This is a genomic window from Alistipes sp. DJF_B185 (assembly GCF_964250025.1).
Taxonomy (GTDB): Bacteria; Bacteroidota; Bacteroidia; order Bacteroidales; family Rikenellaceae; genus Alistipes; species Alistipes finegoldii.
In genome coordinates, this window is the sequence record NZ_CAXUDY010000005.1 from 94038 (window position 1) to 114743 (window position 20706).

Annotated in this window: 19 protein-coding genes and 3 riboswitches; of the genes, 15 read left to right on the forward strand and 4 right to left on the reverse strand. The window is 54.1% G+C overall.

Annotated features, from left to right (window positions below):
- Positions 1–67 precede the first annotated feature (67 nt).
- Positions 68–264, forward strand: a riboswitch (cobalamin riboswitch).
- Between the two features lie 137 nt (positions 265–401).
- Both nrdD and nrdG read left to right on the forward strand, forming a co-directional pair.
- Positions 402–2627, forward strand: a complete 2226-nt coding sequence (gene nrdD, locus ACESTR_RS08195) for an anaerobic ribonucleoside-triphosphate reductase (RefSeq protein WP_302576102.1) — start codon at positions 402–404, stop codon at positions 2625–2627.
- Positions 2624–3112 (forward strand): anaerobic ribonucleoside-triphosphate reductase activating protein, encoded by a 489-nt coding sequence (nrdG, locus tag ACESTR_RS08200; protein ID WP_276807426.1) that lies wholly within the window; start codon positions 2624–2626, stop codon positions 3110–3112. Before nrdD ends, nrdG begins: the two co-directional genes overlap by 4 nt.
- Before the next feature lie 223 nt (positions 3113–3335).
- Here nrdG and ACESTR_RS08205 read toward each other — a convergent pair whose 3' ends face one another.
- Positions 3336–4064, reverse strand: coding sequence for a helix-turn-helix domain-containing protein (locus ACESTR_RS08205; RefSeq protein ID WP_302576099.1), 729 nt, complete (start codon positions 4062–4064; stop codon positions 3336–3338).
- A 621-nt stretch (positions 4065–4685) separates the two neighbouring features.
- On the opposite strand from ACESTR_RS08205, the gene ACESTR_RS08210 reads away from it, so the two are divergent.
- From ACESTR_RS08210 to ACESTR_RS08260, 11 genes are all read left to right on the forward strand, one after another.
- On the forward strand, positions 4686–6035 hold the full coding sequence (locus ACESTR_RS08210) for a tyrosine-type recombinase/integrase (RefSeq protein ID WP_373179092.1): 1350 nt from the start codon (positions 4686–4688) through the stop codon (positions 6033–6035).
- 67 nt (positions 6036–6102) lie between these two features.
- Positions 6103–7563, forward strand: coding sequence for an ATP-binding protein (locus ACESTR_RS08215; protein WP_019149558.1), 1461 nt, complete (start codon positions 6103–6105; stop codon positions 7561–7563).
- Between the two features lie 9 nt (positions 7564–7572).
- A complete protein-coding gene (locus tag ACESTR_RS08220) occupies positions 7573–8502 on the forward strand; it encodes a DUF6043 family protein (protein WP_288895727.1) in 930 nt (309 codons plus the stop codon).
- Positions 8503–8657: 155 nt separating this feature from the next.
- Positions 8658–8969, forward strand: a complete 312-nt coding sequence (locus ACESTR_RS08225; RefSeq protein WP_014775881.1) for a helix-turn-helix transcriptional regulator — start codon at positions 8658–8660, stop codon at positions 8967–8969.
- Positions 8959–10167 carry a VapE domain-containing protein gene (locus tag ACESTR_RS08230; RefSeq protein WP_019150276.1) on the forward strand — a complete coding sequence of 403 codons (1209 nt, stop codon included), beginning with the start codon at positions 8959–8961 and terminating at the stop codon, positions 10165–10167. Before ACESTR_RS08225 ends, ACESTR_RS08230 begins: the two co-directional genes overlap by 11 nt.
- Before the next feature lie 226 nt (positions 10168–10393).
- A complete protein-coding gene (locus ACESTR_RS08235; protein WP_373179094.1) occupies positions 10394–11404 on the forward strand; it encodes a toprim domain-containing protein in 1011 nt (336 codons plus the stop codon).
- A 101-nt stretch (positions 11405–11505) separates the two neighbouring features.
- On the forward strand, positions 11506–11874 hold the full coding sequence (locus ACESTR_RS08240) for a MobC family plasmid mobilization relaxosome protein (RefSeq protein WP_014775878.1): 369 nt from the start codon (positions 11506–11508) through the stop codon (positions 11872–11874).
- Positions 11864–12934, forward strand: coding sequence for a relaxase/mobilization nuclease domain-containing protein (locus tag ACESTR_RS08245; protein ID WP_195285068.1), 1071 nt, complete (start codon positions 11864–11866; stop codon positions 12932–12934). Before ACESTR_RS08240 ends, ACESTR_RS08245 begins: the two co-directional genes overlap by 11 nt.
- A gap of 18 nt (positions 12935–12952) precedes the next feature.
- Positions 12953–13573, forward strand: coding sequence for a hypothetical protein (locus tag ACESTR_RS08250; protein ID WP_022044484.1), 621 nt, complete (start codon positions 12953–12955; stop codon positions 13571–13573).
- A gap of 27 nt (positions 13574–13600) precedes the next feature.
- Positions 13601–13814: riboswitch (cobalamin riboswitch) on the forward strand.
- 120 nt (positions 13815–13934) lie between these two features.
- Positions 13935–15515, forward strand: a complete 1581-nt coding sequence (locus ACESTR_RS16490) for a TonB-dependent receptor (protein ID WP_410520973.1) — start codon at positions 13935–13937, stop codon at positions 15513–15515.
- Positions 15448–16278, forward strand: coding sequence for an ABC transporter substrate-binding protein (locus ACESTR_RS08260; protein ID WP_410520974.1), 831 nt, complete (start codon positions 15448–15450; stop codon positions 16276–16278). The genes ACESTR_RS16490 and ACESTR_RS08260 overlap by 68 nt, the downstream gene beginning before the upstream one ends.
- On the opposite strand, the gene cobO is transcribed toward ACESTR_RS08260, so the two are convergent.
- The 3 genes from cobO to ACESTR_RS08275 all read right to left on the reverse strand — a co-directional run bounded on the left by cobO (position 16279) and on the right by ACESTR_RS08275 (position 18966).
- Positions 16279–16818: a cob(I)yrinic acid a,c-diamide adenosyltransferase gene (cobO, locus tag ACESTR_RS08265; RefSeq protein ID WP_227042871.1), complete on the reverse strand. Its 540-nt coding sequence runs from the start codon at positions 16816–16818 to the stop codon at positions 16279–16281.
- A gap of 2 nt (positions 16819–16820) precedes the next feature.
- Positions 16821–17186, reverse strand: coding sequence for a hypothetical protein (locus ACESTR_RS08270; protein ID WP_009597462.1), 366 nt, complete (start codon positions 17184–17186; stop codon positions 16821–16823).
- 97 nt (positions 17187–17283) lie between these two features.
- Positions 17284–18966 (reverse strand): putative transporter, encoded by a 1683-nt coding sequence (locus tag ACESTR_RS08275; RefSeq protein ID WP_130062451.1) that lies wholly within the window; start codon positions 18964–18966, stop codon positions 17284–17286.
- Positions 18967–19109: 143 nt separating this feature from the next.
- Positions 19110–19307, reverse strand: a riboswitch (cobalamin riboswitch).
- 86 nt (positions 19308–19393) lie between these two features.
- Here ACESTR_RS08275 and ACESTR_RS08280 point away from each other — a divergent pair.
- Positions 19394–19966: a DUF2284 domain-containing protein gene (locus ACESTR_RS08280; protein WP_130062452.1), complete on the forward strand. Its 573-nt coding sequence runs from the start codon at positions 19394–19396 to the stop codon at positions 19964–19966.
- A complete protein-coding gene (locus tag ACESTR_RS08285; protein WP_130062453.1) occupies positions 19954–20700 on the forward strand; it encodes an adenine nucleotide alpha hydrolase in 747 nt (248 codons plus the stop codon). Before ACESTR_RS08280 ends, ACESTR_RS08285 begins: the two co-directional genes overlap by 13 nt.
- Positions 20701–20706: the final 6 nt, after the last annotated feature.

The window sequence follows — 20706 nt, forward strand, 5'->3', positions numbered from 1 at the left end:
GCCGTATTGTTTACAATTTGTTCATTAATTGGAGCGCCGAACGATTGCCGCCTCGGAAACAATCTCTATATTTGCTCCCGGTCAAGGTTCCCCGCCGGCGGCTGCCGGCTTGGGATCAAAAGGGAACTCCTGTGCAAATCAGGGACTATCCCCGTAGCTGTAAGCTCCGTTGCGCTCCGCACACTCTCTGAGCCACTGTCCGTCGGACGGGAAGGCGTGCGGAAGGAGCGAGTCAGAAGACCTGCCTGACCGATATACGGCACCCGCTTTCGGGATATAGAGCGGTGCAGCAACTTTGTTTTACACTGATTTTTTTGGTGAAACCATGCTTTTCAGGCGGCCGTCCGCCGGCAAAAGCGGGCTTTATCGCATAACCGGCCAACAACAAAACAGGAGAAAATATGGGCATTTCCGAACTTTACATCGTAAAACGCGACGGCAAGCGCAAAGCGTTTTCCGTCGAGAAAATCAAACGCGCCGTACGCAAGGCCTTCCTTTCGGTCGGCAGCTACGCCACCGACGACGACATCACGTCGATACTGAGCCGCGTACACGTGTCCGACGGCATGAGCGTCGAAGAGATTCAGAATCAGGTCGAAGTGGCGCTGATGGCCGAGCGTTACTTCGCGGTGGCCAAGAGCTACATGCTCTACCGCCAGAAACACACCGAAGAGCGCGAAGACCGCGAGAAACTCGAATTTCTGATCAACTACTGCGACGCCTCGAACCCGGCGACCGGCTCGAAATACGACGCCAACGCCAACGTCGAAAACAAGAATATCGCCACGCTGATCGGCGAACTGCCGAAGCAGAACTTCATCCGCCTGAACCGCCGCCTGCTGACCGACCGCATCAAGGAGATGTACGGCAAAGAGCTATCAGACAAATACCTGCACCTGCTCAAGGAGCACTTCATCTACAAGAACGACGAGACGTCGATGGCCAACTACTGCGCCTCGATCACCATGTATCCGTGGCTCTTGGGCGGCACGCTCTCGGTGGGCGGCAACTCGACCCGTCCGACGAACCTCAAATCGTTCTGCGGCGGATTCGTCAACATGGTTTTCATCGTGTCGTCGATGCTTTCGGGCGCATGCGCCACGCCCGAATTCCTGATGTACATGAACTATTTCATCGAGCAGGAGTACGGCGAAGATTACTACAAGCGGGCCGACGAGGTGGCCGACCTCTCGAAGAAACGCCGGACAATAGACAAGATAATCACCGACTGCTTCGAACAGATCGTCTACTCGATCAACCAGCCGACCGGGGCGCGCAACTTCCAAGCCGTGTTCTGGAACGTGGCCTACTACGACCGCTACTACTTCGAAAGCCTGTTCGGGGAGTTCGTATTTCCCGACGGTTCGCATCCGCACTGGGAGTCGCTGTCGTGGCTGCAGAAGCGTTTCATGAGGTGGTTCAACCGCGAGCGCACCAAGACCGTGCTGACTTTCCCGGTAGAGACGATGGCGCTGCTGACCAAAGACGGCGACGTGATGGACCGGGAGTGGGGCGACATCACGGCGCAGATGTACGCCGAGGGGCACTCGTTCTTCACCTATATCAGCGACAACGCCGACTCGCTGTCGAGCTGCTGCCGTCTGCGGAACGAGATTCAGGACAACGGGTTCAGCTACACGCTCGGCGCGGGCGGCGTCTCGACCGGCTCGAAGAGCGTGCTGACGATCAACCTCAACCGCTGCATCCAGTACGCCGTGAAGAACGGCATGCACTATCTCACCTATCTGGAAGAGATCACGGATCTGGTACACAAAGTACAGACGGCTTACAACGAAAACCTCAAGGAACTGAAGTCCAAAGGCATGCTGCCGCTCTTCGATGCGGGCTACATCAACCTTTCGCGCCAATACCTGACCATCGGCGTAAACGGACTGGTCGAAGCCGCCGAATTTCTGGGAATCCACATCGACGACAACGACGACTACGTCGCTTTCGTGCAGAACGTACTGGGGCTGATCGAGCGTTACAACAAGAAATACCGCACCAAGGAGCTGATGTTCAACTGCGAGATGATCCCCGCCGAAAACGTCGGCGTGAAGCACGCCAAATGGGACCGCGAGGACGGATACGCCGTGCCGCGCGACTGCTACAACTCCTATTTCTACGTCGTCGAGGACCAGTCGCTGAACGTCGTCGACAAATTCCGGCTGCACGGACGCCGCTACATCGACCACCTCACGGGCGGCTCGGCGCTGCACATGAACCTCGAAGAGCATCTTTCGAAAGAGCAGTACCGCCACCTGCTGCGCGTGGCCGCGGCCGAGGGCTGCAACTACTTTACGTTCAACATTCCCAATACGGTCTGCAACAAGTGCGGGCATATCGACAAACGCTATCTGAAAGCGTGTCCCGCATGCCATAGCGACGATCTGGATTACCTGACGCGCGTGATCGGCTACATGAAACGGGTCTCGAACTTCTCGGCCGCACGCCAGCAGGAGGCCGAACGCCGCTATTACGGCAACATGAAACCGGCGGCGGGCGGCGCGAAAACACCCGGACAGCAGGGTGCACACCCGCAGGAGGGACCGCACCCGCAACGGGAACCGTTCGCACAGAAAGAATCGGCCGGCCAGAAAAGTTCGCCCGCTCAGGAGGCCGTATGACAGCTCCGGAAACAGTAGTCCGATACTACAATTTCGACATCGTATTCGCGGAGATTCCGGGCGAGACGACGCTGGCGATCAACATCGCCAACTGCCCGAACCGCTGTCCGGGGTGTCATAGCCCCCACCTGCAGGCCGATGCGGGGCATGTGCTCGACGCCGCGGAACTGCGCGCCCTGCTGGAACGGTACGGCCGTTCGGTGACCTGCGTCTGCTTTATGGGCGGGGATGCCGCGCCGCACCGGATCGCCCGGCTGGCGGAGGTCGTGCGGCAGGAGTTGCCGGTCCTGCACGTCGGCTGGTATTCGGGACGGCAGGAGTTGCCGGAAGGATTCGCGCCGCAGGTGTTCGACTACATCAAACTGGGCGGCTGGGTCGAGTCGCTGGGGCCGCTGACTTCGCCGACGACCAATCAGCGGCTCTACAGAATCGGTCCCGATGGCGCAATGGAAGACATTACGGAGCAATTCCGTCACAAACCGTAAACGGAACGGCGTTTTGTTCAGGGGAACCGGAGCATAGGAGATTAGTTAAGCGTTGTCTGCCATACAACGATTTACCTCCGGTTCCCGGAACAAAACCACCCTCGGCCGGAGCCGATCGGAACAGCGGCAGAAAAACCGGCGCGTCTGTTTACGAACGCCGCATATCGGTCATCGGACGGGTTTGCACGATACGGGATTCCGAAACCGTGGACGGAACAAGAGTTTATCTTGTAACGTGGATCGTACGGCGGTATTCCGTGGGAGACATGCCCGTATGCAGGCGGAAAAAGCGGCTCAGCGAAGACTGGTTGGCAAAGCCGGCGCGCCGCGCCACGGCCTTTATGTCGAGCCTCGCGTCCCGGAGCAGGGTCTTGATCTCGATAACGACGTAGTCGGCAATCATCTCATGGGCGGACTGGCCGTTTACCTCCTGAACGACTTTGGTCAGGTATACGGGAGATATGCACAATTTATCGGCATAAAAAGCGACCTCCCTGCGCGTTTTGTGGTGTTCGCCGACCAGCATGGCGAACCGCATGGCGATATTTTCCTTGTTGGTATTCACGAAAGGGCGCTTCTTGGCGCTCGTCGTCTGCTGGAAAAGGACATAGAAATCCCAGTAATAAATCCGCAGCAGGTGCAGAATGGTCTCCCGCAGGAAAACGGGATCGTCGTTGCTGCCCCTGAGATCGATCGTCCGGCAAAACCCCAGAAACCGGTTTCGGTCCACGTCGTTGACGCTGTACAGGAAATTCTTCCGCATATAGAAGAAAAAATCCGGGGTTATTTTTCCCAGCCCGCTCATGATGTCGAGGAACATCTCCTTGTCTACTTTGAAAAAGGTCATCGAGAAATCGTCGCTGACCTCGCGGATCGACACCAGCTGCAACGGCAGAATCGTAACGATATCGTTTTCGGAAATCGGACTGCGCACCGAAAAAACCTCTATCACAGCGGTACCTCCCGTGCAAATACCGCAGAAACCCTCCTCCTGATAGGCCTCGTGTTCGCTTATCGGCAGAGACGAAATATCGGTATATATTTGGAATTTAGGATGCATGCTGATTTTATTGCATTAAATATACGACATTCGCCTTCCCCGCACCTCTTTAATGCAAAAATTGAACTCGAATGGCAAACTTAAGTATCAAAACTCAAAATCGCACCGGAGAGGCGGCATAACGCGAAAGCGCATATCATGCTCCGCCGCAGGAAATTTCCCGAACGGGCAAAATCACGCTCCTTCTCAAAAAGCGGCACCGCCCGAACAAATCTGCGAAAAGCAAACCGCCGCAGAAGGGCATGGCAAAAAAGAAAAGGAGTCAAAACCTTGACAATCAAAGTTTTGACACCTTAATCAGTACCCGGAGCCGCATTTGAATATATTAAATTCTATTAAACTTAAATAGAGGCAAGAATGAATAAATTTATATTTATTTTATTTATTATCAATAGTATATAAATATTTAATCATTTTACCAGATAAATTCCGATTGAACATATTTTAGCAGATGTGGGGAAAATGTGGGGAATTTTTCGTATTTTTGCTCTGTCAATCCGGAATCTGGGTACTATGAAAATAACTCTCATCATCAAAAAGAGCGTAAAACGCTATGATACAGAATCGAAGGCGACCATTTACGCACGTCTGCGGGATGGCAGACAGGTAGATATGGTCGCACCGACCCGGCTCACCATCAATCCCAATCTTTGGGATGACAAGGCCGAACAGGTCAAAAGCAAAATCGTTTGCGACGACGAAATGCGTTCCTATTACAACGATGAAGCCCGCAAACTCAAGTCCTACCTCGAAAAAACCTATCAATCCCGACAGACGACAGAACCGCAGAAAGAGTGGCTGAAAGAGGCATTGGAACAATATTACAATCCGCAAAAGTACAATGTCGAAACGGCCACGGAAGAAACCGTCAAGCCGACGTTGATCGCATTGTTCGACGAATTCCTCGAGAAGCACCGTCTTTCCGATGTCCGCAAAAAGAATTACCGGGTCATCAAACGAGGATTACAGCGGTATGAACTTTATATCCGGACAACCAAGAGGGGGCAAAAAGCATTCGTATTGGACATCGATCAAGTAACGGCCGACACCTTGCGGGATATTTGGGAATTTTTGGAAAATGAATACCGCTACTGCGCTCTTTACCCGGAAATCTACGAAGCTATACCCGAAGCACGCACGCCGCAACCCAGAGGAAAGAATACGTTATTGGATTGTTTCTCGCGCATCCGAACTTTCTTCTACTGGTGCAACAGCAACAAAAAGACCCGGAACCGACCGTTCGACGATTTCCCGTTGGAGGAATGCACATACGGAACGCCTTATTATATCACGGTCGAGGAGTTGCACAAGATTTACGGCACGAATCTGATGCGGCATCCGCAACTGGCCGTTCAGCGCGACATCTTCGTTTTTCAATGTCTGATCGGCTGCCGGGTGGGTGATCTGCTGAAAATGACGAAATCGAATCTGATCGACGGAGCCATCGAATACATACCGCGCAAGACCAAGGAAGGGCGACCGCTGACCGTGCGGGTTCCGCTGAATCAAACAGCCAAAGAGATCGCAGCCCGTTACAAAAGTCTGGATGGCGACAAGCTGCTGCCCTTCATCTCCGAGCAGAAATACAATCTGGCGATCAAGCGGATTTTCAAAGCCGCCGGATTGAAACGGCTGGTTACGGTCATAAACCCCACCACCCGCGAAGAAGAAAAGAGGGTGCTTTACGAGATCGCCTCGTCGCATCTGGCCCGCCGGACATTCGTCGGAAATCTGTATAAGCAGGTCAAAGACCCCAATTTGGTCGGAGCTTTGAGCGGACATAAGGAAGGCAGCAAGGCTTTCGCACGTTACCGCACCATTGACGATGAAATGAAGCAACAGTTGGTCGATTTGCTGAAATAATATATTGCTTTTTAGAATTTACTGAAAAGAATCCATATTTTTGTCCTAACAAATTGAGAGCCGCATTATGTTAACACAGAAACAACTGGTACAAATACTTGGCAATCCGGAAAGCTACAACATCGAGATAACGACCTCGACAACCAATATGGACAAATTTTGCCAGGCGATTTGTGCTTTTTCCAATGATTTACCCGGCGATGACAAAAGCGGCTATCTGATTATAGGAGCCGAAGACAACGGGAAGTTATCCGGCCTGCGTGTCGATGATGGTCTACTACTCAAAATGACCAATATCCGCACCGACGGCAATATTCTCCCGCAACCGGTAATGACTGTCGAGCGCTTTGTTTTGGAAGGTGGCGATTTACTCGTGGTCGAGGTCAAACCGTCCGAATTTCCTCCGGTCAGATACCGGGGACGTATTTGGGTACGGATAGGTCCGCGCAAAAGCATCGCATCGGAAGCCGAAGAAAAAATATTGATGGAGCGAAGAATCTCTAATATTCGAACGTTCGATGCCATGCCGTGTATCGGAACGACGCTTGCCGACATTGATATAAACCTTGTTCGGTCAGAATTTTTACCAAAAGCCGTAGCCAGTGAAATTCTTGCAGACGATAAGCGCCCTCTTGAAGAACAGTTGGCATCACTCGGATTTTTCGACTTGCGATATAACTGTCCGACGAACGGATGCATTATTCTGTTCGGGGGAAATCCGGGGCGCTATTTTCCGGGAGCTTATGTCCAATATGTCCGTTTCAAAGGTGTGGATCGTGCAGGGGAAATCATCAATGAACACAAGTTCGGGAATAACCTTTGCCATGACCTCATTAAAATAGACGCATTCGTCGAAACGAGTGTGTCGCAAAAACGCCCGATTCCGATTAGTGTTCTCCGGGAAGAAACCGTTGCGAATTACCCATACTGGGCAACGCGGGAACTTCTGATGAATGCGATCATGCACCGGGATTATGAAACGAATGCCCCGATACAATTCTATGAATACGATGATCGTATTGAAATACAAAATCCCGGCGGTTTATATGGAAAAGTCAGTCCGGAGAATTTTCCGAATGTAAGCGATTACCGCAATCCGTTCATTGCCGAAGCGATGAAAATTCTCGGTTATGTCAATCGTTTCAGCCGAGGTGTTTATAGGGTTCAAAAAGAGCTGACGGAAAACGGCAATGAAAAAGCCGAATTCGACTTTTCATTTGTCACGGCATTTCGGGTAATTGAAAAAGCATCGAAACGATATTACGATGCAGGCTTCGGTGCTGAGAGAAACCCACAAGAAACCCACAAGAAACCCACAAGAAACCCACAAGAAACACCCCAAAATATTCGGGAAAGGATCATCTACGAAATCCAAAAGAATCCGGCAATCTCCGGCAGGGAATTGGAAGCGTTATTAGGACGTACCTCGAATAGCATTAAGCATTATCTACTGCAAATGAACAAAGAGGGGATTATCAGTCATGAAGGGCCGACAAAAGGCGGCAGATGGGTTGTCTTAAAAAAGTAGTACAATACTATGGGCCAGCAGGAATACGAGGCTTTCAAAGCGAAGTTGCGGGAATGGATGAACACCCACCCCGACGAATACGCCGCATTCGAAGAGGCGATGAACGCCCGTGACTATGCAGGGTGCCAGTCGGTCATATTCCAAGCCATGTCCCTTATCCCCCGGTACCGGCGCCTCATGTCCGACAAAGCCAATGAAGGACTGTTCGAGCATGTCGATGAGATCGAACAGGCGGCCCGACAACACGACCTTGCCGGCAAGATCATCCGGGAGTGCGAACAGCCCGGCAAGGATTCGACCCTTCCGGCGATGCTTTGCTGGCTCTACTTCGGCAAGAGTTTCGAACGGATGGTGGAGCGTTGTGAAGAGCTGCGGCGCTCGCCCGATCTGGGATTCTTGCAGAAGATGACCATGAGTGCCACGATCAAACTGCTGATTTCACGGTCCATCAAATTAGAACTGCGCACCAAGCAGGACTGGAATGCCCACCGCGAAGCAATGCGTCTGGCCGAAAGCGATCGGGTGCTGGAATGGGCTGCGGGCACTCTTCCGGCCGAAGACTCCGACGAAAAGAGAAAACCCGGTCGGCCGAGTACGACCAAATCGTTGGTGGAAATGTTTTCTCCGGTCGTCGCACATCCCGACGAGTTGCGGCAAAAGATCGGCGAATACCTCACGAAGAAACACACCCAGACCGACATCGCACGGCTGAAGATCGCACTCGATGAATTGCGCTATCTGGTAGTTCCCATCAACATCAAACCGTTCCGCGATGCCCTGCAAGCAGAATACGGCTCTGACATCCGCATCGTCCACGAGCGGGGCATACAGGAAGCATACAGCCGTCTGACAGAACCATTGCTTATCGGACCAAGTATCGGCAGTCGGGGCAGCGAAGCCCTCATCATCCGGGAAATAAAAGATTTTCTATCGGAATAAGGCTCGTTAAATTCGTCTTAATACAACGCGAATTAAACGCTTAAATATCGCTCAATCACAACATTATATTTGCGCCGTCGCTCGGATTTCCGGGCGGCGGCGTTGCTTTCCCGTCCGCCGGAAGGCTACGCCTCACAACGGGCGGAAAGCAATGTATGAAAGATTTATTATCCATCCTCCGGGATGCTCCGGGCAGCATCCGGCTGGAGGTAAGCGGCGAGGATCTGTTGGCTTTCTCCAAAAGCCTTATCGACCGCGCCAAAGAAGAGCTGGCAGCACAAGTCGCCGAAGCCCGCAAGGAACGTTACCTGACCAAAGAACAGGTCAAAGAGCTATGCGGCGTTTGCGATGCGACGCTCTGGCATTGGAACCGCAAAGGATATCTGAAAGCCGTTAAGGTCGGTAACAAGGTTCGCTACCGCACCTCGGACATTCAACGGATTCTCGGCGAGCGCGATGGCAAATAAGGTGTCAGACAGCGTTGCAGTCCCCGGCAAGCAGTCCCGGAACGAGCGTATCGAGGGGTTTCTGCGGGAGCATTACGCCTTTCGCTACAACACGGTCAAAAGCCGTGCGGAGTTCCGCAGCAGCGACGGCGAGTTCCTCCCCGTGACCAAATACCGGCTCAACTCCTTCCGGCGGGAGCTCGACCGCACCATCGGCATCTCCACCTCGGCGGAGAACCTGCGCAGCATGCTCGAAAGCGACTTTTCCGAGCGTGTGAATCCCGTGCAGGCGTATTTTCATAAACTGCCGCCGGCAACGGGAACGCAGGCCATCGACGAACTGGCCGCGACCGTCACTGTGCGCAACGCCCTGCATTGGTCGGAGTACCTGACCAAATGGCTCGTCGGCGTGGTCGCCAATGCAACGAACGACCTCGGATGTCAGAACCACGTCTGTCTGGTATTGACCGGCGAGCGGGGAAAGTTCAAGACCACATGGCTCGACAACCTCTGTCCCCGCTCACTCGCCAGTTATCTTTTCACGGGAAAGATCGACCTGCAGAACAAGGACGTGTTGACGCTGGTCGCCGAATACCTCTTCATCAACATCGACGACCAGCTGAAGGCGCTCAACAAACGGGATGAAAACGAGCTGAAGAACCTCATCACGGCTCCTTCGGTCAAATACCGGCGGCCCTACGACGTCTACATCGAAGAGTATCCCCACTTGGCGAGCTTCATGGCCTCGGTGAACGGGAACGACTTTCTGACCGATCCGACCGGCTCGCGGCGCTTCCTGCCCTTCGAGGTGTTATCCATCGACATTGACCGGGCGATATGGGTCAATATGGATCGGGTATATGCCGAAGCCCGAACACTCCTGAGCAACGGATTCCGCTATTGGTTCGACGAAGCCGAAATCGAAGAACTGCACCGGGGAAACGCCGCATTCCATGTCCAGACCATCGAATACGAAATGCTGCTGAAAGGGTTCGAGAAACCTCCGGAACATGCCGTCACGGATTGCTTTATGACCACCGTGGAGATTCTGGACTATCTGCGCAGCTATTCGTCGCTGAACCTCTCCGAGAAACGTATGGGCGAAGCCTTGCGCAAGGCCGGGTTCGAACGACGCTCGAAACGTGTCAACGGAAATCCCGTCTACGGCTGGGTCATCGAGAAGATCACACCCAATCCTTTCGTCTCTTACGGATTGTAGTTACTACGCTACTACACACAGCTGCAAAACATTGAAAAAGAACACGCAGGCGTGTAGTAGGATGTAAAAACACACCTTACTGCATCTTACGACGCTACTACGTCAATTACTACGGTAGTAAGGTGACATAAACTTGGTTACTACACATAGCGAATTATTTATCAAACGATTACGCAAATGTAGTAGGTAGTAAGGCAATATCGGCAAACTTCGAAAAACAAAAATTATGAATGATCTGAAAAATATCGGCATCCGGCAATTCCTCGCATGGCGGGGCATTCTGCCCAAATACGAACGAAACGGTTACGACATGTATCTTTCACCCTTGCGGGAAGAACGCACGCCGAGTTTCAAAGTGGACTACGTGCAAAATCTCTGGTACGACTTCGGACTGGGCGAAGGCGGCACATTGCTCACCCTCGTGATGCGGTTGGAGCGGTGCGACAGCCGTGAAGCCGTCCGACGGCTGCAAAACGGTGAAAAAAGGGACGCCGGTTCCGTTTCTCTTTCACCGGGTGTTGGCGAACGTCCAGCTGCCGGAGGTCCCTTGCCGGTCTTGCGTCCAGCCGCCGTCCCCGCGCTCCGCATCCTCTCCGACGCTCCGCTCCGGCATCCGGCATTGGTCGGTTATCTCGCCTCGCGCGGCATCGTCCCGTCGGTCGCCGCAGCATTCTGCCGCGAAGTTCGCTACAAGGTAAACGGCCGCGCCTTTTTCGCCGTCGGGTTCCGCAACGATGCCGAAGGATGGGAGCTCCGCTCCGAGCGGTTCAAAGGCGGCTCCTCGCCCAAACACATCACCACCCTCGACAACCGTTCCGACACGGTGATCGCTTTCGAGGGATTTATGGATTTTCTCGCTTATCTTTCGCTGAAACATCCCGAACGACTGCGCATCGACGCCGCGGTTCTGAACTCGGTCGTCAACCTGCCCAAAGCCATCCCGTTTCTCTCCCGGCATCCGGTGATTCACGCCTTCTTTGACAACGACGAAGCCGGGCGTAAAACGACCTCCGATCTGATCCGTCTTTGCCCCCGCAGCGAGGTAATCGACCAAAGGCATTTTTACAGCGGGCACAAGGACGTAAACGACTATCTGATCGCCCGCATAAAAGACCGACCTAAGACCACGAAAACTATATCCGATAAGCAAGATCACTCTTGTCGGAATAATCTGCAAGCTCTGAAAGCGGAAAGGGCGGAAATTGAACCACCGTGTCGGAAAGGGGTAAAGATTTAAGGAAGGCAAGGTTGTGTTTTCGTAGACGAAAACTGCGCCTTCCCCGCTGGTCGGCGTAAAATCCCGCTGGTCTGAAAAAAAATGCTTACAAACCACTTATCATGGAAACACCGAAAAAAACATACGGCAAACAAGGCGGACGCCCGAAAGTCAGTATCGGCCGCATCCGCAAATACGTCGTCAGCACGCGGCTCAGCCCCGAACGGAAACTCCGATTCTCGGCCCTCTGCCGCGAGGCAGGGCAACCGCCTGCCGAAGTCCTGCGCCAGCTGATCGACCGAGGAACGGTAAGGGCGCGAATCACACGCGAACAGCTGGATTTCATGGCCCAGCTCAAAGGCATCGCCCGGAATCTGAACCAGCTGACCCGGCTGGCCAATGCCAAAGGTCTGGCGGCTGTCAGGGTACGGCATGCGGCGATCATCACGGCCATCGAAAAACTCCTGAAACAAATATGCGATGGTCGGTAAGGTAATATCGGGATCGTCTTTTTCGGGGACGGTAGGCTACGTGATGAAAGAAGAATCCCGGATATTGGAAGCCGAAGGAATCATGCCCCCGGAAGTGAAGGATATGGTGCAGGACTTCAAAGACCAGACCTTATTGAATCCGCGGCTGAAAAACACCGTCGGGCATATCTCGCTGTCTTTTTCACCCAAGGACGCTCCGCGGATGACCGACGCCCTGATGACGCAGATCGCAAAGGAGTATATGCAAAAGATGGGCATCACCGATACGCAGTATCTATTGGTGCGCCATCTCGACCAGCCCCATCCGCACTGCCATCTGGTCTACAACCGGGTCGGGAACAACGGGCAGACCATATCGGACAGGAACATCAAGATCCGCAACGCCAAGGTCTGCCGGGAGCTGACCGAGAAGTACGGATTGTATCTCGCACCGGGAAAGGACGACGTACGGCGGGAGCGGCTGCGCGAACCCGACAAGACCAGATACGAAATCTACGATGCGATCAAAGGCTGTCTGCCCAAATGCAAGAACTGGAACGAGTTGGAAGGTAAATTAAAGGAACAGGGCATCAACGTCCGCTATAAGTATTGCGGAAATACCGACCGCAAGCAGGGTATCCTCTTCTCGAAAAACGGCTTCGAGTTCTCCGGATCGAAGATCGACAGGGCATTCAGCTTTACGAAACTCGACAACCGGTTCACCCACCTGCAACAGCAGGCGCTGCATCGGGCCGAGCTCCTCGGAAACCTCTCGGCGGCGGCAGGCAATTACCGTTCGGCATTTGCCGGGTTGTTCGGCGGCATGGGCGGCGGTACGCGCGAAGAGCCTGCGGCGCCTAGCCCCGGCGGAAAGATCGACGCGATTCCGCTTCCGCCGGCCAGTTCGCCGGTCGGAGTATCGGCCGCACAGTTGCAGCGCAAGCCGGGAGAAAGTCCCGAAGAGCATATAGCACGAATCACGGCACTGCTCGATGCCGCTGCTGCAGCGATGGCCATAGCCGCAATGGAACGTCGCCGCAGGATGGAAGAACAGAAAAGAAGAGCCAAAATGAAAATATAACCTTAAAACCGGAAAGCCATGAACGACAAAAATAAGATCGACCTCTCGATTGAGATGTACGAAGACCTCAAGGAAACACTTGTCAAAGCCATTAAAAACGCCAAAGCAGGCGGCGTAGGGAACGCAGGTTGGGAGAATACGCAGCTGGAACGGATCGAACGGCTGATAGAGGCCGCGGAACGCTCGCAAGGGCAGATCGCACAGCAGCTCGAACAACTGCAACGGAATACGGCCTTGTCCGGAGCAAAAACCGAGCAGATGCAGGAATTTACCGACAGATACAACGCGTTGCTGGCGCAGTTAGCGGGGAGACTGGAGGTGATCGACAAGGAGAACCGAACAATAATTACTGAAATTCTAAATTTCAAAAAGTCTCTATCCGAGTTCAAAAACGAAGTTGATACGACAAAGTTCGAAAAATTATCCAACCATACATTATGGGAAATGAAAACCCAGATACGCTATCTCAAACAACCACCTATTGTTCTGAGAACGATCGTATTTCTAACAGTATTATCAATTCTAACAATATTGGCAACCGGGTATTTATATAGAGATCGGAACGAATGGCGGGGCGAAGCTACATATTGGTATAAACAGAACGACCAATATAAAACGACACAGACTAATAAAAAATAAAAACATTTTTTATTACTGGTAAATTTTGTATCTTTGCCACGCAAAGGTTCGGAAAGAAGGCCATATAGCCTCCGACCGATTAAAAGGGAATGCCGTGAAAGTCGGCAACAGTTCCCGCTGCTGTAAGTTCCTGCCCAGAAACGGGCACATGAGGGATCGACAATCTCAGCCACTGGTGAAAACCGGGAAGGCGTCGTAACCGGAATAAGTCAGAAGACCTGCCTTGCATGACAGATTGGTTTCGCAGCCTGCGGAGAATGGGCGTGAATTGATAATGCATGTAAAGCACTTTTCCATTTTGTTTCGTTGCATTACGGCGGAATCAATGGTTACCGAACAAACTATTGATACCAAGCGCATAATGAAGCAATTCTACCTTTCGATCCTATGTCTCACATTTATTGCGGGGGGGGGAATTTCCACAGCAGTTCAGGCATCCGATAAAGCCGATTCCACCACGAACTGGCGTTACGTCGGAAAACTGGACAGTATCCAGAACATCAACGAGGTCGTCATCGACGGCACCCCCGTCATCCCCAAATACCGCGAAGTCATCCCCGCACAGGTCCTCAAAGACGTCGATCTGCAACGGCTGAACAGTTTTTCGGTGGCCGACGCCATCCGCTATTTTGCCGGCGTGCAACTCAAAGACTACGGCGGCGTAGGCGGTCTGAAAACCGTCAACATCCGCTCGATGGGCACCAACCACATGGCGGTCTTCTACGACGGAATCCAGTTGGGTAACGCCCAGAACGGGCAGGTCGATCTGGGGCGCTTCTCGCTGGACGACGTGGAGGAAATATCGCTCTATAACGGACAGAAGAGTGACATTTTCCAGTCGGCCAAGGATTTCGGAGCCTCGGGAACCATCTACATCACTACGCGGCGTCCCCGCTTCGAGGAGGGCAAACGGGCTAATTTCAAGGCCACGATGAAGACCGGTTCATTCGGACTCATCAATCCCTCGATGCGCTACGAGTATAAGATCTCCGACGCCGTCAGCTCGTCGTTCAGCGGCGAGTGGATCAATGCCACCGGCCGGTACAAATTCCGCTACCGCCGCCGCAACACGCTGGGCGAGATCGCCTACGACACAACGGCCTACCGACAGAACGGCGACATCAACGCTACGCGCATGGAGGCCGGACTCCACGGCAAGATGGCCGACGGACAATGGACCGTGCGGGCCTACACCTACAACTCCGAACGCGGCATCCCGGGAGCCATCGTCAACAACGTCTTTCGCCATGGTGAGCGGCTGTGGGACACCAACTCGTTCATCCAGGGAACGCTGACCAACCGCTGGTCGAAGAAATTCCGCACGCTGTTCAACACCAAGTACGCCGCCGACTACACCCATTACGAGAATCAAGACGCCAAGTTGATCCAAACCAAGAACACCTACAAGCAGAAGGAGTTCTATTTCTCGTGCGCTAATCTCTACAACATCTTCGAACACTGGGAGGTGTCGCTGGCCTATGACTTCCAATGGAATACGCTCGACGCCACTTTTTACATGCCCACAGAAAGCGATGGCACCTTCCCCTTTCCGACGCGCTATACCCATATGGCCGCATTGGCCACGGCATTTGAATGGGGACGGTTGAAGATGCAGGCCAGCGTGCTGGGTTACTTTGTCCACGAAAAGGTCGAGCGCTTCGAAGCCCGGCCAGACAAGGCTGTGGCTACCCCGGCGTTCTTCGGATCGTTCAAAGTGCTGAAAAACCACGACCTCTCTGTACGCGCCTTCTACAAACGGATGTTCCGTATTCTTCATCGTCCGCAACGGAGAAAAGATTCCGGCAGGTTTCACCGGACAGGTCGTGAAAGCGGGAGCGAGGCGCATCGTTTGCCTCTCCTCTACTTATGTGGCGATGCTCGATGCGTTGGGACAGGCCGACCGGGTGGTAGGAGTTTCGGGAAGAAACTATATTTCGAATAAATATGTAACGACACACCCCGAAGCCGTGGCGGACATCGGCTTCGACGGAAATATCGACTACGAACTGCTGCTCGCACAACGGCCCGATCTGGTGCTGTTGTTCGGCGTGAGCGGCGCAAGCGGCATGGAGTCGAAACTGCTCGAAATGGGCATTCCGTTCTGTTACATCGGCGAGTACCTCGAAGAGTCGCCGCTCGGCAAGGCCGAATGGCTGGTGGCTATCGCCGAGATCACCGACAGCCGCGAAAAAGGCGAAGCAGTCTTCGAGCCGGTTCCCGAACGTTACGATGCGCTCCGGGCAAAAGTCGCGGCGGCGACTTCGAAACATCCGAAAGTGATGATTAACACGCCCTATGCCGGGTCGTGGTTTATGGCGTCGACCGAAAGCTACGTCGCCCGGCTGATCGCCGATGCGGGCGGAGATTATATCTACGAGAAAAATACTTCGAACCGTTCGCTGCCCATCGACCTCGAAGAGGCCTATCTGCTGACCTCGGCGGCCGATATGTGGCTCAATGCGGGCAGTGTCTCATCGCTCGGGGAGCTGAAGGCGCAGTATCCAAAATTCGCAAACACCCGATGCGTTAGAAACTGTGCCGTTTACAACTGCAACAAACGGCTGAATGTCGCCGGAGGCAACGACTACTGGGAGTCGGGTGTGGTACAGCCCGACGTCGTCCTGCACGACCTGATCGCGATCATGCACCCCGAGGTGCTGGCCGCGGACGACCGGGAATTATACTATTACCAGCGGCTCGAATAATCAGCGGTCGATTCCGTCGCGCGACTGGATGCCCTGTGCGTAATAGTGCTTCACATCGCGCATTTCTGTCACAAGATCGGCAGTCTCGAGCAACGCCTGCGGTGCATAACGTCCTGTGATAACCACTTCGACGGCCGGATGACGGTTACGCAGCACATCCAGCACGACAGCGGTCGAGAGCAGTCCGAAATGCAGGGCGATGGTCAGCTCGTCGAGGATCACTACGTCGTACTCCCCGCTCCGGAGCAGATCCGCACAACGGGCCCAGCCTTTGCCAGCCGCTTTCCTGTCGGCAGGTTCCGGGTCTTTTCCGATAAAACAGCCGCGCCCCAGTTGTTCGATACGGATACGACCGAATGCCGGGTCCGAGCCGTTGAACAGCCGTTCGATCTTCGTTTCATTGTATTTCATCGATTTGACGAACTGCCCGACATAGACGCCCTTCCCGGCGCACAACGCCCGCAGGGCCAGTCCGAATGCCGCCGTGGTCTTGCCTTTGCCGTTACCGGTGTAAACGTGTACATAGCCTTTAGTCTCCATTCCTAAAAATTGATTTGATTCCCCTCGGCGAACAGCGAATCGAGAAGCAGACAAAGTTCCGATACCAGTTCCTCTCCGTCCAGATCACCGTTCAGGGTGAAGAATTTCCCCAGCGGAGTGCAGTACTGCACCGTGCTGACGGCCTCGCAGGACTCGGCACCGCAGATAATGACCGCATCGACATCGTCCTCATGCCGCAGCATGGCGTTGTAAAACGCCAACAGGTACCGCGGGGCGTTTATCGACGGAACAAGTACCATCGTTCCCGATGCGTCGAATTTGTCGGGCGAATTTATCACTTTCAGACCGTATCGGTCTGCAATCCTTCCGGCCGTTTCCGCCGGAACTCCGTATAATACGATATTCATAACTATTCAATTAAAAAAAGGCGCGGCCGGCTACTAATCTCTATGCAATGACTTGTTATGGCAGTAACGGGTCTTTGTTTGGCCGCGCCTTTTTGAGTTATCCGAAAATCAAAATCAAAAGCTGGGCCGCCAGCACCCGCAGGAACATCGACAGCGGATAGACCGTAGCATATCCCACCGAAGGTGCGTCGGACGTGGTCTGCTCGGTCGAATAGGCCAGTGCCGGCGGATTGGTCGACGCGCCCGAAAGCACGCCGATCAGCGTATAATAGTTGAGTTTGTAGTAAAAACGTCCGAAAAGCCCCGCCAGCAGCAGCGGAACGATCGTGATTACAGCTCCGTAAGCGATCCAGACATATCCGCCCGCGACGAGCGTAGGCACGAAATCCTCGCCGGCACCCAGCCCCACGCCCGCAAGGAAAAGCGAAATGCCCACTTCGCGCAGCATCAGATTCGCCGACATCGTCGTATAGGTGATGAGCCGGTAGTACGGACCGTAGCGGCCGATCAGGATGGCGACGATCAGCGGACCGCCGGCAAGGCCCAGTTTCACGGGCTGCGGAACGCCGGGAATCCAGAACGAAATGCTGCCCAGCACGACGCCCAGCGCGATGCCGATGAAAATAGGAATCAGGTTGGGATGGTTGAGACGCTTGAGAGAATTGCCGAAGAGCCGCTCGGCATGGGCTACCGAAAGTTCGGGACCCACGACCGTCACCCGGTCGCCCAGCTGCAACTGCAGATTCCCCGCAGCCACCAGGTCGATACCCGAACGGTTGATGCGTGTAATGGTGACGCCGCTCGTGGAGCGGATGCGCAGTTCGGCAAGTGTCTTGCCGTTCAGCTCGGGTTTGGTGATAAGTATTCGCCGTGAAATCATCTTCCGATCCTGCATCATCGGACCGGCGTCCACCTCCCGGCCGAGCAACGCGACCAGTGCCTCGGCATCTTTGGGCGCCGCCACGAGCAAAATCCGGTCGCCGCAGCGGAGCGTCGTCGCAGCATCGGCCAGTTCAGGAGCTTCGCCCGGACGGCAAATCCGCGACACGACGAAATCGCGCAGGGCCAAACGGCGTATTCCGGAGATGCTTTTACCCTCGACGGCAGGATTGCAGATTTCGACGGAAATCCGCCGGGTCGTCAGGTCTTTCAGCACGTCCGTACCCAAACCTGCCGCCTCTTCCTCCTGCCGCACGTCGATACGCAGCAGATAGCGCAACGCCAGCAGGGTCAGGATGGCTCCGATCACTCCGAGCGGATAGGCCAATGCATAGCCTGTCGCGATATCCGGGGCATCGGCTCCGGCGTGCAGGTCGCTGAAAGCCTGCTGCGCGGCACCCAGCCCCGGGGTATTGGTCACGGCACCCGACATCACGCCGACCATCGTCGTCATCGGAAGCCCGGTGACATAATAAAGGGCAACCGTTGTAACGACGCCGAGCGCCACGACCAGTACGGCCAGTTTGTTCAGCGTGACGCCGCCCTTGCGGAACGAGGAGAAAAATCCGGGACCGACCTGCAAACCGATCGAATAGACGAAGAGAATCAGTCCGAACTCTTTGAGGAAGTGCATCAGGTGCTCGTCGATGTTCATGCCGAAATAGCTGAACGCGATGCCGACGAACAAAATACCCGTCACACCCAGCGACACCCCGGCGATCTTCACCTTGCCCAGCATGATGCCGAGTGCGATGCCCAGCGCCAGGATCATCACCGAGTGGGCGACACCGCCGCCCCAAAGCGAATCGGAACCAAATAGCAATCGTTCGAGTAATTCCATACCGAATCCCGTTTTAGGCCGAGCCGTTCCCGCAAAGCAAAACCCGTGTGCCGAAAACGGCACAACAATCCTTGTAACAGCATCGGAATTAAAATTATCATGCAGTATACAACCGAAATCAAACACCCATCCCTCGGGGCCCTTTGACATCGAATCGACTTGGCAGGTCTTCTGACTGACTCCTGTTCCGAAGCCTTCCCGATCCTTGCGGATCAGTGGCTGAGATGTTCGAAACCTTCACGGAGTTTCACAGCAGCGGGACTGTCCGGGATTTGCACCCGATTCCCTTTTCATTTCCTCCCCGGCACGGGGAACGGAAAACCAAATCTGGGGCAAATATAACGGTTAATCCCGAAAAACAGCGCTCGACAACAAATTATTTTCGTGAAACAGCATTACAAACGCCCGAAACGACTATTTTTGTTTCATGGATTTTTCATTTCGATATACCGCAGAAGACCATTGCGCTGCATTGCCCGTGGCTGACTATATCGCCCGGTTCCGTGATGCCATGCGGTTTTTGGAGTGTTGCCGTGCCTGCCGCAATTACAACCGCAGCTGGGGATGCCCGCCGTTCGGATACGATGTCGGAGCATATCTCTCGCAATATACGTCGGCATTGATTATCGCGACGAAGATCACTCCTGCCGAACAGCACGTTCCGATATCGGAAGCCGGCCGGCTGATCCGCCCCGAACGGCAGCGGCTCGAACGGCGTCTGCTCGAAATGGAACGCAGGTACGGCGGACGGTCGTTCGCCTATGTCGGCACCTGCCTCTACTGCCCCGAAGGAACCTGCACCCGCCCCGAAGCGAAACCCTGCCGCCACCCCGAACTGGTACGCCCATCACTCGAAGCATGCGGATTCGACATCGCGCGAACAACCTCCGAACTGTTCGGCATCGAACTGAAATGGGGTTCGGATGGATTAATGCCGGAGTACCTGACCCTTGTCTGCGGATTCTTCCATAATGCAGAAAATATAATATGGAACGGATAAAAGCCGTATTCAACTGGAGCGGCGGCAAGGATTCCGCCCATGCGCTGTTGCGGGCACAGCAATCGGGCGAATACGAGATCGTCGCGCTGCTGACTACCGTAAACCGGGATACGCACCGTTCGACGATGCACGGCATCCCGACGGCATTACTGCAAATGCAGGCCGAAAGCATCGGCGTTCCTCTTTATATCGTAGACCTGACGCCCAAAGGCAATATGGAGGATTACGACGTCGCCATGTCCCGGGCCGTGGAGCATTTCAAGACGCAGGGCGTGACCCGTTTCATCTTCGGGGATATTTTCCTGCACGATGTGCGCAAATACCGGGAGCAGCAACTCTCGCCGCACGGAATCGAAATCGTGGAACCGCTTTGGGGAAAATCTTCGGAAGAGGTGATGAACGATTTCCTCGTATCGGGATTTCGGACGGTCGTCGTAACCACGATGGCCGACGGACTCGGCGCCGACGCCATAGGCCGGGAGATCGACCGCGGCTTCATAGCCTCTCTGCCTGCCGGAGTCGATCCCAATGGAGAAAACGGCGAATATCATACATTCTGTTACGACGGTCCGATCTTCCGACAGCCCGTGCCGTTCCGGCTGGGCCGATCTTTTTCACAAAGCTACAACATCCGCCTAGACGACGGAACGGTGAAAACTTATTCCTATTGGTTTGCCGACCTTCAAGCTCTAAATACAAATTCGGATGCAGGAACCGGCCCTGCATCCGAATAACACGGT

Coding starts and splice junctions, on each gene's coding strand:
- ACESTR_RS08275 (WP_130062451.1), bottom strand. CDS start 18,966: ATGGAATTACTCGAACGATTGCTATTTGGTTCCGATTCGCTTTGGGGC.
- ACESTR_RS08260 (WP_410520974.1), top strand. CDS start 15,448: ATGCTCGATGCGTTGGGACAGGCCGACCGGGTGGTAGGAGTTTCGGGA.
- ACESTR_RS08220 (WP_288895727.1), top strand. CDS start 7,573: ATGGGCCAGCAGGAATACGAGGCTTTCAAAGCGAAGTTGCGGGAATGG.
- ACESTR_RS08225 (WP_014775881.1), top strand. CDS start 8,658: ATGAAAGATTTATTATCCATCCTCCGGGATGCTCCGGGCAGCATCCGG.
- ACESTR_RS08285 (WP_130062453.1), top strand. CDS start 19,954: ATGGAACGGATAAAAGCCGTATTCAACTGGAGCGGCGGCAAGGATTCC.
- ACESTR_RS08240 (WP_014775878.1), top strand. CDS start 11,506: ATGGAAACACCGAAAAAAACATACGGCAAACAAGGCGGACGCCCGAAA.
- ACESTR_RS08215 (WP_019149558.1), top strand. CDS start 6,103: ATGTTAACACAGAAACAACTGGTACAAATACTTGGCAATCCGGAAAGC.
- ACESTR_RS08245 (WP_195285068.1), top strand. CDS start 11,864: ATGGTCGGTAAGGTAATATCGGGATCGTCTTTTTCGGGGACGGTAGGC.
- ACESTR_RS08270 (WP_009597462.1), bottom strand. CDS start 17,186: ATGAATATCGTATTATACGGAGTTCCGGCGGAAACGGCCGGAAGGATT.
- ACESTR_RS16490 (WP_410520973.1), top strand. CDS start 13,935: ATGAAGCAATTCTACCTTTCGATCCTATGTCTCACATTTATTGCGGGG.
- cobO (WP_227042871.1), bottom strand. CDS start 16,818: ATGGAGACTAAAGGCTATGTACACGTTTACACCGGTAACGGCAAAGGC.
- ACESTR_RS08235 (WP_373179094.1), top strand. CDS start 10,394: ATGAATGATCTGAAAAATATCGGCATCCGGCAATTCCTCGCATGGCGG.
- ACESTR_RS08250 (WP_022044484.1), top strand. CDS start 12,953: ATGAACGACAAAAATAAGATCGACCTCTCGATTGAGATGTACGAAGAC.
- ACESTR_RS08280 (WP_130062452.1), top strand. CDS start 19,394: ATGGATTTTTCATTTCGATATACCGCAGAAGACCATTGCGCTGCATTG.
- nrdD (WP_302576102.1), top strand. CDS start 402: ATGGGCATTTCCGAACTTTACATCGTAAAACGCGACGGCAAGCGCAAA.
- nrdG (WP_276807426.1), top strand. CDS start 2,624: ATGACAGCTCCGGAAACAGTAGTCCGATACTACAATTTCGACATCGTA.
- ACESTR_RS08230 (WP_019150276.1), top strand. CDS start 8,959: ATGGCAAATAAGGTGTCAGACAGCGTTGCAGTCCCCGGCAAGCAGTCC.
- ACESTR_RS08210 (WP_373179092.1), top strand. CDS start 4,686: ATGAAAATAACTCTCATCATCAAAAAGAGCGTAAAACGCTATGATACA.